Source organism: Streptococcus dentapri (assembly GCF_042649885.1).
GTDB classification, from domain to species: Bacteria; Bacillota; Bacilli; order Lactobacillales; family Streptococcaceae; genus Streptococcus; species Streptococcus dentapri.
Map to the genome: position 1 here is coordinate 1 of NZ_JBHSAC010000056.1, position 16,333 is coordinate 16,333.

Consider the following 16,333-nt stretch of genomic DNA (forward strand, 5'->3'; position numbering starts at 1 on the left):
TTCATCTTAAAGATAAGAGACACCAAAAAAGACAAACCTCCAAAAAGAAGTTTGTCTTCGGTCTGAAATCCTCGCCACTGGGCGAGGATTTTTATTTAGCATTGAAATTAAAGCATCTTGTTGTAGAATTCAACGATAAGCGCTTCATTGATTTCTGGGTTAATTTCATCGCGTTCTGGAAGGCGAGTCAATGAACCTTCAAGTTTTTCTTCATCAAATGATACAAATGATGGACGTCCAAGAGTTGCTTCAACTGCTTCCAAGATTGCTGGAACCTTAGCTGATTTTTCACGAACAGAGATCACTTGGCCTGGTGTTACACGGTAGCTTGGAATATCTACACGTTTACCATCAACAAGGATGTGACCATGGTTAACAAACTGACGTGCTTGACGACGAGTAGTAGCCAAACCGAGTCGGTAAACAACATTGTCTAAACGACGCTCAAGCAAGAGCATGAAATTGTAACCAAGTGTTCCTTCTTTAACTTTAGTAGCCTGAACGAACAAGTTACGAAATTGTTTTTCACCAAGACCGTAAGTGAAACGCAATTTTTGCTTTTCAGCTAATTGCAAACCATATTCAGAAAGTTTACTGCGGTTGTTTGGTCCGTGTTGCCCTGGTACGTAGTTACGACGTGCTAATTCTTTACCTGTGCCTGTAAGAGACAAGCCAAGGCGACGTGATTGTTTCCATGATGGTCCTGTATAACGTGACATATCATGTCCTCCTATAAAATAAATATTTTGTAGGAAATAACTTCTTGAACAAACCTAATTCGTGCAGATGCCCTTCGCCTAAACAGCCAAGGTTACTTGTATCGAAGACACCTGTTGACGAGCTTTATTTTGCTCCGCTGCTATTTCACACAAGGGCTATTCTATCATAAAAACATCGGCATGACAAGCCTTTTCTATCTGGTTGAGTTCTACTGCTAATCTTTTTGTTAGTCACCTTTACAAAACCGTCAAGTTAATGTAAAGAATGATGACAAAATTAATTTCTAAATAATAAAACGCTTTACTTAGTGGGAACACTGGAATGTAGAGCGTTTTTATCATCTAGAAAGAAAACTTCAGGTTAATCAAAATAGCGAATCAAACTCTTTTCAGTCAGAATATCTGAATAGGTATAAGACTCAACATAAGTGTTGTTGATCTCTCCAGGTTGACTGGCGTTTTCATTGTATTCTACAATGAAGAGCGAAGGATAAACCTCAATTAAGCGACCAACTTTAATTTTTTCGCGTTTACGGCCATGATCCAAGGTCATTTCAACTTCTTGACCTTCATGATTTTTAATATCTTCTTTGATTTTTTTCATTTTAGCTACATCTGCAAATGCATCACTCATATTTTTCTACCTTTCTTCAAATTGCGCTATTGATGAGAACTTATTGTATTCTTTTTGAAAAATTAGCTTCACAGTTCCACGCGCACCAGCTCGGTTTTTTTCAAGAATAACTTCAATCGTGTTATTTTCAAAACCTTCTTGGCTTTCCTCACTTTCACCGCGTTCATAATAGTCATCACGGTAAAGAAAGGCAACAATATCGGCATCCTGTTCGATTGAGCCCGACTCACGAATATCTGAGAGGACAGGTCGTTTGTCTTGTCTTTGCTCCACACCACGTGAGAGCTGACTCAGAGCGATAACAGGTACCTTTAACTCTTTAGCTAAAATCTTAAGTTGACGGGAAATTTCAGAAACCTCTTGTTGACGATTCTCTGAACGACTACCTGTAATCAACTGCAAATAGTCTATAACAATCAAGCCTAAATCACCAACTTCCTGAGCTAATTTGCGAGAACGCGCCCGAATTTCAGTAACCTTAATTCCCGGAGTATCATCAATATAAATTGGGGCATCGGCCAAGGTCCCTTGGGCCAGAGTCAGATTTTGCCAGTCTTGATCAGTCAGTTGACCCGTCCGTAAATTGTGGGAATCAACCATTCCTTCGGCAGCGAGCATCCGGTTCACCAAGCTTTCTGCTCCCATTTCCAGAGAAAATATAGCTACCGGTGCATTCTGCTTAGTTCCGACATTTTGGGCAATATTGAGGACAAAAGCCGTTTTACCCACAGCAGGACGAGCTGCTAAAATAACGAGCTGGTCGGGATGTAGACCTGTTGTAATCTTGTCTAAATCACGAAAACCTGTGGGTAAACCAGTAATTTCAGAAGTCTGTTGTGAACGAATTTCCAAGTTCTCATAGTTTTCTTTCAAAACCTCTGAAATTTTACGAAAACCACTGCTATTGGCGCGTTCATTGATATCGACTAAAGCTTTTTCAGCATTGGCAATGATATCATCAGACTCAACTGAACCTTCATAAGCTTCATTAACCGTTTCTGTCAAACGGCTAATGATATTACGTAGCATAGCCTTTTCAGCCACAATTTTTGCATAATATTCAGCATTAGCACTCGTTGGTACGCTGTTGACCAACTCCACTAGATAGGCGATACCACCAATATTTTGGAGATCATCTTGACTATCCAAAACAGCACGCACTGTAGTCGCATCAATAGCATCGTTGCGATCATTTAGCGTTATCATAGCTTGGAAGATAACCCTGTGCGAATATTTATAAAAATCTTCAGGCTCTAAATACTCCCGAACAGAAATCAGCTTGTCCGGACTGATAAATATCGAGCCTAGAGTAGCTTGCTCAGCGACCAGATCCTGTGGCTGTACCCGCAATTCCTGAGCTTCTGGCATAAAGGTTACCTCCTTACTTTACAATTTTGTCAACTTTCTTACGCTTCCTCAATTTTGAGCTTAATTTCTCCTTCAACTTCTTTATGAAGTTTGACTGTAACCTCAACTAAACCAATAGCACGAATAGGATGTTCCAATTCGATCGCACGTTTTTCAACCTTGATTCCAAATTGATTTTGAAGCTCTTCAGCTATTTTCTTTGCTGTTATGGAGCCAAAGGTACGGCCATCTGGACCCACTTTTTCAGTGAAGACAACACGTGTTCCCTCTTGATCAAGCTGTGCTTTAATTGCTTTAGCAGCAGCTAAGAGTTCTGCAGCAGCTTTTTTTTCAGATTTTTGTTGACCTTTCAAAGCATTGATAGCTTGACTAGTCGCTTCCTTGGCTAAATTCTTTTTAATCAAGAAATTTTGGGCATATCCTGTTGGAACTTTTTTAATTTCACCCTTTTTCCCTTTTCCTTTAACATCTGCTAGAAAAATAACTTTCATTTTAGTTCTCCTTATCTTCCTCAAGTATTTGGTCAATAATTGACGTTAACTCTTGACGAGCTTCTGCAATCGTCTTGTCCTCTAATTGACAAGCAGCTAGATTGAAATGACCTCCACCGCCCATTTCTTCCATGATGCGCTGAACGTTTATCTTGTTGCGACTGCGTGCCGAGATGGCAGTTTGGCCATCTGGATTCTTGGTGATAACAAAGCTAGCCTCAGTATTGGCCATGGACAGCAAAGTGTCAGCAGCCTTACTAGCAATAATATTAGTATAGGAATAGTCTTCTGGACCTTGGGCAATGATCATTTGGCCAGCATAAGGACAACCGGTTAAGATGAGTTCATTAACCTGACGATACTCATTAAAATCCGTAGCTGAAATATTTTGAATTTCAAGACTATCACTTCCCATAGTACGCAGATAACTTGCCACGTCAAATGTTCGGTTCGTCACACGTGTTGAGAAGTTTTTAGTATCAAGCATAATTCCCGCCATCAACAGACTAGCTTGAATTTTCGATAGGTTCTGTTTCCCATTTTGGAATTGAAGAAGCTCGGTGACAAGCTCACTAGCACTGCTAGCTCCACTTTCAATAAAGGTCAAAATAGCCTTGTCAGGGAAATCGTCATCACGTCTATGGTGATCAACCACGATAACCTCTGTAAACTTATTGTAAAGTTTTTTAGAAAGGGTCAGAGATGTCTTAGAGTGATCAACCATAATTAGAAGATCGTTTTCACCAGACATAGCAAGGGCTTCATCAACTGTTATTAAGCGAGTCTTATCTTCCTCCTGCAACCGATGAACAGCACGCGCAATATCGGTATTCATATCTTGGTCATCATAGACCGCATAGCTAGCTTCTAAAATATTAGCAGCAAAATGTTGCATCCCAACAGCTGCACCAAGGGCATCCATATCTAAATGACAATGTCCCACAACAAAAACTTGATTGGCACTCTTGATACGATCGGAAATTGCTGTCATCATAGCACGCGTACGAGTGCGGGTCCGTTTAACAGAAGAAACTGTACCACCACCAAAGTAAAGAGCTTTTTTATGTTCATCTGTCTCTTTAATAACCGCTTGGTCCCCGCCACGCATCAAGGCAATGTTTAGATTTTGTTGGGCTGTCTGACCGATTTGTTGATGATTATCCTCGCCAGAAGAAATCCCCATACTCAAAGTTAAAGGGAGTTCTTGCTCTTTAGCAGCATTTCGGAAATTTTCTAAGACTGTAAACTTATCGTCAATTAGAGCTGCTAAAATTTTATAGTCACTGAAAAAGTAGAAGCGATCCATACTTACGCGACGATAATAAATCTGATGTTCCTGTGCAAACTCTGAGATAAAGTTAGCAATAAAACTGTTAATTTGAGCAACATCAGCATCAGATAGATTTGTCGTCGTATCATCGTAGTTATCAACAGCAATGATACCAATTACTGGACGATTAAGCGACTCATCAAATCCAATTTCATTACTAGAAGAATCAAAAAAGTAAAAGATTCCCGCCGACAAATCAAGATTGATGACATAAGTATGTCCATTGATTTGAATACGATGGTTGGCCGAACCTGCTTTTTGTTCACGAATGATATTGCGTAGGAGTTCATTGTTAAACTCACCTTCATCTTTGGTAAAAATCAGTTCAGCATAAGGATTGAACCAACCAATATCATCGGTCTCAGGATCAAATTGAACAACACCAACCGGCATCTTGTCTAAAAGAGACTTTAGACTTAGCTCTGTTTGGTCATTGAGGCGCTCAATCTGTTCCAACTCTGATAATTCATAGGCCTGCTTTTGATAATAGAGCAGAGCTACCATGGCAACTAATACAATAAAAATTGCTAAAAGCAAGAGTGTTTGCGAGCTCATAGTCCTTACACAAATAGCTAGGATCCCAAAGAAAATCAAGCCAATCATCACGAGATGGATTGTCTCTAAACGAATTTTTCTCATTATTAAACCTCTTAATTTCCCTATTATATCACAAAGAAACCTAAAATCCTAGGCTTCTTTTGAGGTGATGCTAAGGTCTTTTAAGACTTTCGACTGGCTTTTTGATTCCCTTCCAAATAGACCATCAAAATAGAAATATCAGCAGGGTTTACTCCCGAAATTCGGCTAGCTTGACCAATTGTTTCAGGATTAATTTTTTTGAACTTCTGACGAGCTTCGGTTGCAATCGAGTCAATGTCATCCCAGTCAATATGGGCAGGGATGCGTTTTTCTTCCATGCGTTTCATTTTAGATACCTGATCCAGAGCTTTGTTAATATAGCCTTCGTACTTAATCTCTGTCTCTAAAAGTTCAATGAGTTTATCATCTAAATTCTCTGCAGCAGGACCAATGAAGGACACAAGATCTGCATATTTAACCTCTGGACGACGTAGGAAGTCCTTAGCGGTTACGGCATCACTCAAGGGCTTAAAGCCCATGGCTACAACTTGTTCATTAGTCTCTTTAACTGGCTTGAGTTTAACAGTTGACAGACGCTTTATTTCATTGTCAAATTGTGCTTTTTTTATATTAAAAACTCGATAACGATTATCATCAACCAAGCCCACTCGACGACCAATTTCTGTCAAACGCATATCGGCATTATCATGTCTTAAAATCAAGCGATATTCAGCACGTGAAGTCAACAAGCGATAAGGTTCCAAGGTTCCTTTAGTAACCAAGTCATCAATCATAACTCCAATATAAGCATCGCTACGCTTCAAAATAAGCTCTGGTTTCCCTTGAAGTTTCAATGCGGCATTGATACCAGCAACAATCCCCTGGCCAGCAGCTTCTTCATAACCCGATGTCCCGTTGGTCTGACCAGCGGTAAATAGACCTGAAATGACTTTGGTTTCCAAGGTTGCACGCAATTGATGGGGAAGAACAATATCATATTCAATAGCGTAACCTGTTCGCATCATTTCAGCCTTTTCTAGACCTTTGATTGAATGAACAAGATCTCTTTGCACATCCTCAGGCAGACTGGTAGATAAACCTTGTATATAGACCTCTTCTGTATGGAGTCCCTCCGGTTCTAAGAAAAGCTGATGACGATTTTTATCCTCAAAGCGGACAATCTTATCTTCAATAGAAGGACAATAACGCGGTCCTACACCCTTGACAACACCAGAGAACATAGGAGCACGATGAAGATTTTTATTGATGATGTCATGGCTAGACTGGTTAGTATAGGTCAACCAACAAGGAATCTGATCTCGAAGGTAGTTCTCATCTTTAGATAAAAATGAAAAATGATTGGGTGTTGAATCACCAGGTTGAATCTCAGTTTCATCATAATTAATTGTGGAAGCTTTAACACGCGGTGGGGTTCCTGTTTTAAAGCGCCCAATTTCCAATCCTAATTTTTTCAGATTATCTGCCAAAGTAATCGAAGCTAAGCTGTTATTGGGACCTGATGAATATTTAAGATCTCCAAGAATAATTTCACCGCGTAGAGCTGTACCCGTTGTCACAACAACAGCATGAGCTCCATATTTCAGTCCTGTTGCCGTCTGCACACCGACAACACGACCTTTCTCTACTAAAATATCATCAATCATGGTTTGGCGTAGCGTCAAATTTTCCTGCTCCTCAACAGTGCGTTTCATGGTTTGAGCATAAAGAGCTTTATCAGCTTGAGCTCTTAGAGCACGTACCGCTGGACCTTTCCCTGTATTTAGCATCTTCATCTGAATATAGGTTTTGTCGATATTTTTCCCCATTTCACCACCAAGAGCATCAATTTCACGAACAACAATTCCCTTAGCAGAGCCTCCAATAGACGGATTGCAGGGCATGAAAGCTAGCATTTCAAGATTGATAGTAGCAAGCAAAGTCTTACATCCCATACGACTGGCAGCTAGGGCCGCTTCAACACCAGCATGCCCAGCTCCAATAATGATAACATCATAATTTTCAATAAATGTTTGTGTCATAAATAGAGCATAAGGGCTTTTAAATAGAATTATAACAACTATTTTTTATCCCTTATTTATTCCTTCCATTTTAATAAAAACAAAAATAGCCAAAACTCTCGAAAATTATACGCCAAAAGCGCACAATTCTCATGAGCTTTGACCATCATGATTATTGCTAAAAATATTGTATCACTTTTACATTTAAAGTCAAAAATACGTTTGTAAACTATCTTGACACCGTTGTCAATCTAAATATATTGACAGACTTCCCCATTTTTATAAGCATTATCAATGATGCCACCACCCAAGCACTCATCGCCTTTATAAAAGACAACAGCCTGCCCTGGAGTGATTGCACGCTGAGGGTGATCAAAAACAACTTCCGCTTTATCACCAGTCACCTTGACAATTACTTTACTATCAGGTTGACGATAACGAAACTTGGCAGTACACTCAAGAGTGAATTCTGGCGGCATTTCATATGTAAAATGGACCATTGAAGCCTGTAAAGACGTTGACATCAAAGAGTCGTGGTGGAAACCCTGCCCCACATAAAGAATATTCTTAGATAAATCCTTACCAACAACAAACCAAGGAGCATTGTCTCCACCTTTTTGACCACCGATACCTAGGCCACCTCGCTGTCCGATAGTGTAATACATCAAACCTGCATGCTCTCCCATATCATGGCCATCTACAGTCACCATACGACCTGGCTGGGCTGGTAGATAATTACCGAGAAATTCTTTAAAATTCTTTTCACCAATGAAGCAAATACCTGTAGAATCTTTTTTCTTAGCTGTTGCCAATCCTGCATCTTCGGCCAATTTACGAACTTCTGACTTCTCTAAGTGACCCAGAGGAAAGAGAGTCTTTTGCAACTGTTCCTGAGACAGCTGACTTAAAAAGTAGGTTTGATCCTTATTATTATCCTGACCACGCAGCATGTGAACTGTTCCATATTTATCTCTTCGCACCTGAGCATAGTGACCAGTTGCCACATAATCCGCACCTAAGCTCATTGCATAATCGAGGAAAGCTTTAAATTTAATTTCCTTGTTACACATAACATCCGGATTAGGAGTTCGACCGGCTCTGTATTCTGCTAAGAAATATTCAAAGACACGGTCCCAATACTCTTTTTCAAAGTTGACAGAATAATAGGCAATACCAATCTGATCAGCAACAGCTGCGACATCTTTATAATCTTCAGTTGCTGTACAGACACCAAATTCATCCGTATCATCCCAGTTTTTCATGAAAACGCCAATAACATCATAACCTTGCTGTTTTAACAGTAAAGCCGTTACCGATGAATCAACGCCACCACTCATACCAACGACAACACGGGTTTTAGAATTATCAATCATAGATAAATCTCCCATCAAATTAAGATACAAAGGGCATAGAAAAGAAAATGAGAATTTTTCCCACTCTTGAGCCCTGTGTTCAAGTTAAATAGCTTTAACATAGACTTGAAGGGTCTAGTTACAGTTTTCAATAAACGATTTGAAGGTCGACATTGAAAAACAGCGCCGGCAAAACCGACACTGTAAATGATTATAACATGTTTCATTCAGAATGCAAAACTTGGAAATCGTAGCCTTTTATCCTATAATAAAGCCAATAAAGGACTAAACCAAGCCAAGTTAAAATAGTAACCCAAAGGGCAAACGTAAAGTAAACTGGGACTGTAAAGCTAATTGTCAATTTATTGACACCTTGTTTGCTGGTAACTGTTGGATTGCCAAAGGTAGACAGCTTCAATTCATAATTTTTCAGTACTTGTTGATTGAGGATCAGCTTAGTCTTTTTATAGACAACAACCGGTAGCTCGGTTTGTCCTCCATCAGAATCCCAAGTCAGACTAAGGCTACCATCATTGTTGACAACCTTTGTAAACCCTTCTTTAAAAATAACCTTCTCTGCATACAAATTATAAGTGTTATATCCCTTGATACTATTGTAAACTGGTACATAATCGGGGGTAGATTTTCTAATCTTTTGTAATAGTAAGTCTAAGTTACTATCAAAGACCGCTTGGCGCTGTTCTTGATAGGTTCCTGCTGTATGGACGTGTAAACTAGATCTTAGAACATAATGGTGCTTCTCTGCAATTTTAGCTTGCTGATAAGTATCAACAGAGGCTTGGATCGCTCCAATAAGGGCAAAAATTGTCAATATCCAACAACTAAGTTTACGCCACTTGACAAAACGATTGAGAGTCATGGCCCCGATCAAGAGTAAAAGAATGGTTGCTGGAATAAAAAAACGGAAAGGAAATTGGATGAGCTCAGCAAACTTGATCCCACGATCAACCATCCATTTCCACGGAACAAGTGTCGTTGAAAGCATGATAAAAAGCAAATAGACAGAATGTAAAATTCTCTTCCATTTAGCCATATTCCGCCAGCGAACAACTAGATAAATAATTTGACCAATTAGAAATAAGACCAGTGGATAAGGGGTTATAATCCAATAAGAAGAACCTGTATTGATGGCGTTATTATCCATTAGACCATTGATAAAAGGATCTAAAAGTCGATTTTCCATTCGTAAAAAAAGCAGAGCCAGCCAAACATTAGCTGTTAAAAGCAAGGCCAGACCAACCGATAATAGCCCCTGACCGATGACTTTTAGCTTCTTTTGGGTTTGGAAAAATCCATAAACAAAGAAGGGAATATACATGATAATCAAGAACAAGGTACTCAGCAAGTGAACTTGAAAAATGAGAGCTACAGAAACAGCTAGTTGGATGGGATGCACTTCTTTATAGAAGGTAAACCGAATAGCTGGTATAAAGCAATAAGGCAGAAAGGCTGCACCCCAACTTGTAAAGCCTTGTCTCATGGTCCAATATTGAATCGAAAAAGTGGTTAAATATAATAGGGCTATAGGAATAGAAATTTCATCTTTGATTTTAGCCGCCTTTAAAAGTTTATACATGGACAAGCCAGCAATAACACCTAAAACGAACCTAGATAGCAACTGATAGCCAAACCATGATCGTCCTAGGAGTACTAAAAGACCTTGAAAATAAGCAAAAAAGGGACCATAAACCGCATTAACAATCCGCCCAGATTGCTGAAAACCATAAATCGAAATGAAATATGAATAATTCCAATTCTTAATCTGCATGGCCGCTTCATAAAAGCGATTGTAATGGAAAATAGAATCTGCTCCAAAAATCACTCCCTTAGTAACCCATTGAGGGAAAATCAAAAGAAAGGAAAATAGAACAATAAATAATAAGGGCTTAAATAACTGGTAAGTCTCTTTTTTCATTTTTGCAAATCAAATATCCTTTTTTTTACAGATACTTTAGTATAGCATTTAAAAAAACCAATAACAACAAACAGCCTCTTTTTAAAGGGAGTTAGAACAAGAAAAAGACCTCATATAAAGGTCCTTCTCACTCATTTTTTTACATACCCCAAGCCGACATTCCTTGTGCATTGTAGGCATTGATAGCTGAATTCACTTGATCTTGAACAGTAGCTGTTGAACCCCAGCCTGGCATAGTTTGGAACAAGCCTGAAGCTCCTGATCCATTGGCAACATTTGGATTCCCATTTGATTCGCGTGCAATAATGTATTCCCATGTCGCCTGATCTACACCAGTCGCAGCTGCCATTTGAGCAGCTGCACTAGAACCAACTGCTCCAGCCGAGTTGCCATTAGTAAGCGCGTGATTATAGCCACCATTCGCTGTTACAGTGTTTGCAGTTGTCGTAGCTGAAGTCGTTGGTTCGATAGTCCCTGTTGTCGGAGCGACCACTGCTTCTGTTATTTCTGCTTGAATAACTTCTTGCGGTTCAGCCGTTTCTGTTGGGGCAGTCGCAGTTGAAGCTGGTGCTTCAGCAGCTTGAGCAGGAGCAGCTGCTTTATTACTATCAGTAGTTGAAGATAATTCATCTGCAAAAGATGAGTCAGATTTTGAATTTTTACTGTGTTCAGAAATAAAACCAAAAACTAAAACAGTTAAGGTAGTCAAAATCGTAAAGATTACTAATCTATCAGATGTTTTGTCTACTTTTCTCTTATACATTCGAGACTCCTTTATACTTTATATCTTAAAGTTTTATCTCATTCTACCGTAGTTTCATTACTAATAAATTATTTTCATATTAAAATTATTACAAAACAATGTTATTTCACGCAAAAAGCTCTAAATTTCTAATTTAGAGCTTTTTACCATCTTATATTATAATATTATTCTTAAGAATTAGTACCAACCATTAGCTTCCCAATAAGCTAGTGCAGCCGACCATGAACCATAACGCCCATTTACATACTCATCAGCCACTCTCTCTTGGTTTTCTTCAGATAAATCGTTATTCAAATAATCTCTGGTCAACTGATAACGACCATAGTATTGACCGTTTTCAGCAGTATAGCTACCACCTGACTCTTTTTGAGCTATAGCTTCTTTAGCAGCTGAATCATCTGCACTCAAGTTAGAAGAATAACCTGATGCTGCTGGAACTGTTTCAGCAGTTGTATCTTGTGCTGGAGCCTCACTTGTTGTTTGCGCTTCTGGAGCCGGAGTTTCTGAAGTAGCTTCGCTTGTTGCTGTATCTTCAGCTACAACAGTATTAGCATCAGCTACAGATTGTTCTTCTCCTGTTTCAGAAGTTACAGTTTGATCAGTTTCTTCAACTGGAGATTCAGTTACTTCATTTGTTATTTCCGGAGCTGCCTGTTCTTCTACAACTTCAACTGGGGCTTCTACCACCTCTTGAGGGGCTTCACTCGTTATAGGAGCTGTAACTTCTGCCGGAATTTCGCTTGTTGCTTCAGCATATTCCGTTGCTTCTGGAACTGGTGCTTCACTTACAGTTGATGCATCACTAACTTCCTCTACTGGAACTTCAGTAGTTTCGGAATTTGCTGATGGAGCTTCAGCTTGAGGTGCTGGCTGAGCTTGTTCTTGAGTAGCAATACCATCAATTTCCAAGGTTTGACCAGACAAGATAAAATCAGGATTAGTGATGTTATTCAATTTAACCAAACTTTCAACAGTAGTGTTGTAACTAGCCGCGATTTCTGATAAGGTATCCCCTGATTTGATCGTATATGTTTCAGCATGAGCAGCAGCTGTTGCTCCAAACGCAGCTACAGCCGACAGACCTGCGAATGCTAATTTCTTTGAGTTCAATTTATTTTTTAAAATTGATTTAGTAGACATAAATAGTTATATTTCCCTTCTAGAAATAGTATGTTGTATATTTTACACTCTTTTTGTTACTTTAAGTTTGGTCTTATATTAAAAATATTACAGACATTTTTAATATTAATAAAGAAAACCCTCTCTTTAAGGTGCTTTAAAGAAAAACAAGACTAATCCTAGCAGGATTAAAATTAATATGGTTATATTGTCTTGAAGTCCCCAAGCCAAACGACGATACTTGGTTCGTCCATCTCCACCTTGATAACCACGTGCTTCCATAGCGATTGCTAGAGCATCAGCTCGTTTAAAACTAGAAGCAAAAAGTGGAATTAGAATGGGAATGATTGATTTCACTTTTTGAACGAGACTACCTTCTCCAAAATCAACTCCACGCGCTTGCTGGGCTTTCATAATACGGGTTGTATCATCCATTAAAGTTGGCACAAAACGTAAACTTAGAGAAAGCATCAATCCGATTTCATGGACAGGAACTTTGAGGGGCCTGAGGGGCTTCAATAAAGATTCTACGGCATCCGCCAAACTAAGAGGTGTAGTCGTTAAAGTTAGCAAGGTTGAAATACAAATGATTAAGACAAAGCGCATAAAAATGAGTCCTGCCTGTCCTAAACCATAATCCGTAATTTTAAAAAAACTAAAGGACCACAAAATATCACCTTTATGGTTAAAGAACATTTGAAAAGCCGTTGTGAACAGGATAATCCCAAACATGGATTTGAGACCATTTAAAAAGAAGGATAGTTTTACTTTTGATAAAAGAATCACTGTCAAGGTAAAAACTGCCATGATGGTATTGGTCAGCAAATTATTGGCCCAAAAGACGATGACTATGAAAGAAAACATCGCTATGAGCTTACTACGAGGATCCAGCCGATGAATGATTGAACTCCCTGGAATATAGCGCCCCAAAATTAGTTTATCCATGCAGTTCCTCCACAAACTCTTCTATTGTGATGGGGAGGGATTCCAACTCTAAGCCACGCTTAACAAGATTATAGGCAAACTTAGTAATCTTGGGCACGCCTAATTGTTTATTTTCTAAAAAATCAACCCTTTGAAAAACATCTTTGGGAAGACCTGACTCTACCAAATGTCCCTTTTCAAGAACATAAACAAAATCAGCATAATTAGCCACATCATCCATTATGTGCGTTACAAGTACAATAGTTTGTCCTTGTTGATGAAGGGAAGCAAAAAGTTCCATCAGTTCACGGCGTCCTTTAGGATCCAAACCAGCTGTCGGTTCATCTAAAACTAAGATTTGAGGTTTCATAGCCAAAATACCTGCAATAGCTACGCGCCGCATCTGACCTCCCGATAAATCAAACGGGTTCTTATCAAACAATTCCTCAGAAATACCAACTTGTTTTAAACTGGCACAAGCAATCTTTTCAGCCTCTTCCTTAGAAACACCAAAATTTTGTGGGCCAAAAGCCACATCTTTTAGAACTGTTTCATCAAATAATTGACTTTCTGGAAATTGAAATACTAACCCTATCTTCTGTCTGACGGATTTAATATCCTTATTTTTGGAGTCTGATCTGATAGCGAGATCATCTACTAGGACACGTCCTTCACTAGGTAGAATGAGGCCATTGAGCAGCTGCATAATAGTCGATTTGCCGCTACCGGTATGTCCTATAAAGGCTGTATAAGAACCATCCTCTATCGTTAAACTAATATCAAAAAGAGCACGCCCTTCAAATGGCGTTCCCGCTTGGTAGGTAAAGCTCACTTTTTCGAGAGTAACGCCCATAACTCATCTCCTAATTCGTTTTCACTGACATACCTTTTGGAAATTGCGAAATCTGTTTTTTGTAATCTCTTTAGAACTTGTGAGGTAAAAGGAATGTCCATACCCAAATGCTTTAAATCTTCTCCTCTGCCTAAAAATTCAGCTGGACTTGAACTAGACTCTACCTTACCCGACTTCATAACCAAAACCCGATCACTCATAGCAACCTCATCAAGGTCATGGGTAATCGAAATAACTGTCAAGTTATACTGGTTGCGAACCTCCTTAATAGTTTTCATCAATTCTAATCGACCCTCGGGATCCAGCATACTGGTAGCCTCATCTAAGATGATAACTTCCGGTCTCATTGCAATAATACCAGCAATAGCTACTCGCTGCTTTTGACCGCCAGACAAACGAGCTGGCTCCCGATTAGCAAATTCTGACATACTGACCAAGTCTAAAGTTTCCTGAACCCGTTGCTTCATTTCTTCATAAGGAAGACCATTATTTTCAAGTCCGAAAGCAACATCATCTTCAACTGTGGCTCCAACGAATTGATTATCGGGATTTTGAAAAACCATGCCAACTTTGCGGCGCATATCCCAAACATTATTTTCAGTCAATTCCTGACCGTCTATCAAGATGTGGCCAGACTCAGCTTTCAATAGACCATCTATCAAGCGAACCAGAGTTGATTTGCCCGATCCATTGTGACCAACAATGGATAACCATTCACCATGTTTCACGTGAAACGTTACATCGTTTAGAATATAATTGTCTTCTTGATCGTATCTAAATTTTAATTTATCAACAAAAATAATTGCTTCCATAACTTATTGAAATGTATCTTTAAAGAGATAGCCAGCCCCTTTAAAATAATCAAAGCCGGAGTAAAGAGTAAAGAATAGAGCGATATAAAGCATGATTGTACCAAATAAAGTTAAATGACACAACAAAAGAATAATTGTTAGCATCTGTGTTACTGTTTTAATCTTACCGGGCATAGCCGCTGCCAAAACCTGACCACCATTTTCCACTAAAAGCAACCGTAAGCCAGTGACAGCCAATTCACGACAAATGATGATAGCCGATACCCATGCCGGTGCCAATTCCATTCCGACAATCATGATAAAAGCTGACATAACTAACATTTTATCAGCCAAAGGATCAGCAAACTTTCCAAAATTAGTGACAACCTGCCATTTACGTGCCAAATAGCCATCAAGATAATCTGTAAAGCTAGCAATAGCGAACACGACTGCAGCCGCAATATGCCAAATAGGTTCCTTACTAATAGAGGTTAGAAGTAGAAAAACAGGAATCATCACAATACGAATAAGGGTCAATAAATTAGGAATATTTTCTTTTTTAGTCATAATTTTGTTCCTTTTATTTAATAGATAGCGTAATATAGGCCGGCTTATCCCTGTTTAAACCCGAGAGATCTACATTTTCACCGTTAATCTTAACTGTCATGTCATTAGTAGTGCTCAGGGTAATAACAGAAATATCTGCCTCAGAGTTTAAAGTTGCTGTAACAGATTGACTTGAACCATTCAAGGTATAGCCTTTCTTATCTAAATTAGAGTTTGTCACAGATATCATGTTTTCTAGCTCTGATGTTTGTGAAATTTCAACAACGGTCTCACTATTATTGTCATCAGAAAGTTTAACACTCATATTAGAGCCATTAGCCTTGGTCGTTAGTTTAGATTCATTTGATGAGGAAGACCCTGAAGAATTAGGATTGACTTGCCTTTGACTTAATGATGAGCTAGGAAGTGCAGCAACCTTATTTTCATCAGTTATTTGGATGTAAATGATAAATCCGATAATACCAATAATGCCTATACTTAATAAAGATAGAATAGCCAAAGGAAGACGACTGGGAACTTCATTATGATCGAAACGATCTGAACGAGACCACTTTTTACGCTTAATTTTTGCTTTATCAGATTTTCTTTCTTTTTCTTCAGAAGATGATTCATCAGCACTCTCATCTTCTTCAACTTCTCCCACTTCAATTTCAAAATTTGGGTTTTTATAACCTTCTAGTAGGAGGTCACTATCCAAACCAAGAAAATTGCCATAGCTTTCTAAGTAGGTATTAATTTTGCCTTCCCTGGCAAAGCGGAATTGGTTAAGTTCCATAACCGTTATATACTGTAAAGGAATGTCTAATTCATCAGCAATATGTTCGACTGTCAATCCCTTAGCAAGGCGAGTATCACGCAAGTACTCACCAATGCTCTTTTTCTTCATTTT

The 16,333-nt window shown here is 38.9% G+C and carries 14 protein-coding genes and 1 pseudogene; all 15 read right to left on the reverse strand.

What is annotated here, in order from left to right; genetic code table 11:
* Positions 1–107 precede the first annotated feature (107 nt).
* Positions 108–719 (reverse strand): 30S ribosomal protein S4, encoded by a 612-nt coding sequence (gene rpsD, locus ACFOSE_RS06800; RefSeq protein ID WP_380431917.1) that lies wholly within the window; start codon positions 717–719, stop codon positions 108–110.
* Between the two features lie 361 nt (positions 720–1,080).
* Positions 1,081–1,353, reverse strand: coding sequence for a Veg family protein (locus tag ACFOSE_RS06805; RefSeq protein ID WP_380431919.1), 273 nt, complete (start codon positions 1,351–1,353; stop codon positions 1,081–1,083).
* A 6-nt stretch (positions 1,354–1,359) separates the two neighbouring features.
* Positions 1,360–2,721 carry a replicative DNA helicase gene (gene dnaB / locus ACFOSE_RS06810; protein ID WP_380431920.1) on the reverse strand — a complete coding sequence of 454 codons (1,362 nt, stop codon included), beginning with the start codon at positions 2,719–2,721 and terminating at the stop codon, positions 1,360–1,362.
* A gap of 38 nt (positions 2,722–2,759) precedes the next feature.
* Entirely contained in the window at positions 2,760–3,212 is a 453-nt protein-coding gene (gene rplI / locus ACFOSE_RS06815) for a 50S ribosomal protein L9 (protein WP_380431922.1), read from the reverse strand.
* A gap of 1 nt (position 3,213) precedes the next feature.
* Complete coding sequence (locus tag ACFOSE_RS06820) at positions 3,214–5,181, reverse strand: DHH family phosphoesterase (RefSeq protein ID WP_380431924.1); 1,968 nt, start codon at positions 5,179–5,181, stop codon at positions 3,214–3,216.
* An 80-nt stretch (positions 5,182–5,261) separates the two neighbouring features.
* Positions 5,262–7,160: a tRNA uridine-5-carboxymethylaminomethyl(34) synthesis enzyme MnmG gene (gene mnmG / locus ACFOSE_RS06825; RefSeq protein WP_380431925.1), complete on the reverse strand. Its 1,899-nt coding sequence runs from the start codon at positions 7,158–7,160 to the stop codon at positions 5,262–5,264.
* A gap of 230 nt (positions 7,161–7,390) precedes the next feature.
* On the reverse strand, positions 7,391–8,512 hold the full coding sequence (gene mnmA / locus ACFOSE_RS06830; RefSeq protein ID WP_380431927.1) for a tRNA 2-thiouridine(34) synthase MnmA: 1,122 nt from the start codon (positions 8,510–8,512) through the stop codon (positions 7,391–7,393).
* A gap of 202 nt (positions 8,513–8,714) precedes the next feature.
* Positions 8,715–10,427 carry a hypothetical protein gene (locus ACFOSE_RS06835; protein ID WP_380431929.1) on the reverse strand — a complete coding sequence of 571 codons (1,713 nt, stop codon included), beginning with the start codon at positions 10,425–10,427 and terminating at the stop codon, positions 8,715–8,717.
* Between the two features lie 139 nt (positions 10,428–10,566).
* Positions 10,567–10,827 (reverse strand): annotated as a pseudogene (locus ACFOSE_RS06840) (transglycosylase SLT domain-containing protein); the annotation flags it as partial.
* A 540-nt stretch (positions 10,828–11,367) separates the two neighbouring features.
* Entirely contained in the window at positions 11,368–12,330 is a 963-nt protein-coding gene (gene apf, locus ACFOSE_RS06845) for an aggregation-promoting factor (RefSeq protein WP_380431931.1), read from the reverse strand.
* A gap of 126 nt (positions 12,331–12,456) precedes the next feature.
* Positions 12,457–13,254 carry an energy-coupling factor transporter transmembrane component T family protein gene (locus ACFOSE_RS06850; RefSeq protein ID WP_380431933.1) on the reverse strand — a complete coding sequence of 266 codons (798 nt, stop codon included), beginning with the start codon at positions 13,252–13,254 and terminating at the stop codon, positions 12,457–12,459.
* A complete protein-coding gene (locus ACFOSE_RS06855) occupies positions 13,247–14,086 on the reverse strand; it encodes an energy-coupling factor transporter ATPase (protein WP_380431934.1) in 840 nt (279 codons plus the stop codon). Before ACFOSE_RS06855 ends, ACFOSE_RS06850 begins: the two co-directional genes overlap by 8 nt.
* Positions 14,062–14,898 carry an energy-coupling factor ABC transporter ATP-binding protein gene (locus ACFOSE_RS06860; RefSeq protein WP_380431935.1) on the reverse strand — a complete coding sequence of 279 codons (837 nt, stop codon included), beginning with the start codon at positions 14,896–14,898 and terminating at the stop codon, positions 14,062–14,064. Before ACFOSE_RS06860 ends, ACFOSE_RS06855 begins: the two co-directional genes overlap by 25 nt.
* Before the next feature lie 3 nt (positions 14,899–14,901).
* Complete coding sequence (pgsA, locus tag ACFOSE_RS06865) at positions 14,902–15,444, reverse strand: CDP-diacylglycerol--glycerol-3-phosphate 3-phosphatidyltransferase (RefSeq protein WP_380431937.1); 543 nt, start codon at positions 15,442–15,444, stop codon at positions 14,902–14,904.
* A gap of 13 nt (positions 15,445–15,457) precedes the next feature.
* Entirely contained in the window at positions 15,458–16,330 is an 873-nt protein-coding gene (locus tag ACFOSE_RS06870; RefSeq protein ID WP_380431939.1) for a helix-turn-helix domain-containing protein, read from the reverse strand.
* Positions 16,331–16,333 lie beyond the last annotated feature (3 nt).

Excerpts from the sequence above, each read along its gene's own strand:
- rpsD (WP_380431917.1), bottom strand. The coding sequence starts at position 719 with ATGTCACGTTATACAGGACCATCATGGAAACAATCACGTCGCCTTGGC.
- ACFOSE_RS06805 (WP_380431919.1), bottom strand. The coding sequence starts at position 1,353 with ATGAGTGATGCATTTGCAGATGTAGCTAAAATGAAAAAAATCAAAGAA.
- dnaB (WP_380431920.1), bottom strand. The coding sequence starts at position 2,721 with ATGCCAGAAGCTCAGGAATTGCGGGTACAGCCACAGGATCTGGTCGCT.
- rplI (WP_380431922.1), bottom strand. The coding sequence starts at position 3,212 with ATGAAAGTTATTTTTCTAGCAGATGTTAAAGGAAAAGGGAAAAAGGGT.
- ACFOSE_RS06820 (WP_380431924.1), bottom strand. The coding sequence starts at position 5,181 with ATGAGAAAAATTCGTTTAGAGACAATCCATCTCGTGATGATTGGCTTG.
- mnmG (WP_380431925.1), bottom strand. The coding sequence starts at position 7,160 with ATGACACAAACATTTATTGAAAATTATGATGTTATCATTATTGGAGCT.
- mnmA (WP_380431927.1), bottom strand. The coding sequence starts at position 8,512 with ATGATTGATAATTCTAAAACCCGTGTTGTCGTTGGTATGAGTGGTGGC.
- ACFOSE_RS06835 (WP_380431929.1), bottom strand. The coding sequence starts at position 10,427 with ATGAAAAAAGAGACTTACCAGTTATTTAAGCCCTTATTATTTATTGTT.
- apf (WP_380431931.1), bottom strand. The coding sequence starts at position 12,330 with ATGTCTACTAAATCAATTTTAAAAAATAAATTGAACTCAAAGAAATTA.
- ACFOSE_RS06850 (WP_380431933.1), bottom strand. The coding sequence starts at position 13,254 with ATGGATAAACTAATTTTGGGGCGCTATATTCCAGGGAGTTCAATCATT.
- ACFOSE_RS06855 (WP_380431934.1), bottom strand. The coding sequence starts at position 14,086 with ATGGGCGTTACTCTCGAAAAAGTGAGCTTTACCTACCAAGCGGGAACG.
- ACFOSE_RS06860 (WP_380431935.1), bottom strand. The coding sequence starts at position 14,898 with ATGGAAGCAATTATTTTTGTTGATAAATTAAAATTTAGATACGATCAA.
- pgsA (WP_380431937.1), bottom strand. The coding sequence starts at position 15,444 with ATGACTAAAAAAGAAAATATTCCTAATTTATTGACCCTTATTCGTATT.
- ACFOSE_RS06870 (WP_380431939.1), bottom strand. The coding sequence starts at position 16,330 with ATGAAGAAAAAGAGCATTGGTGAGTACTTGCGTGATACTCGCCTTGCT.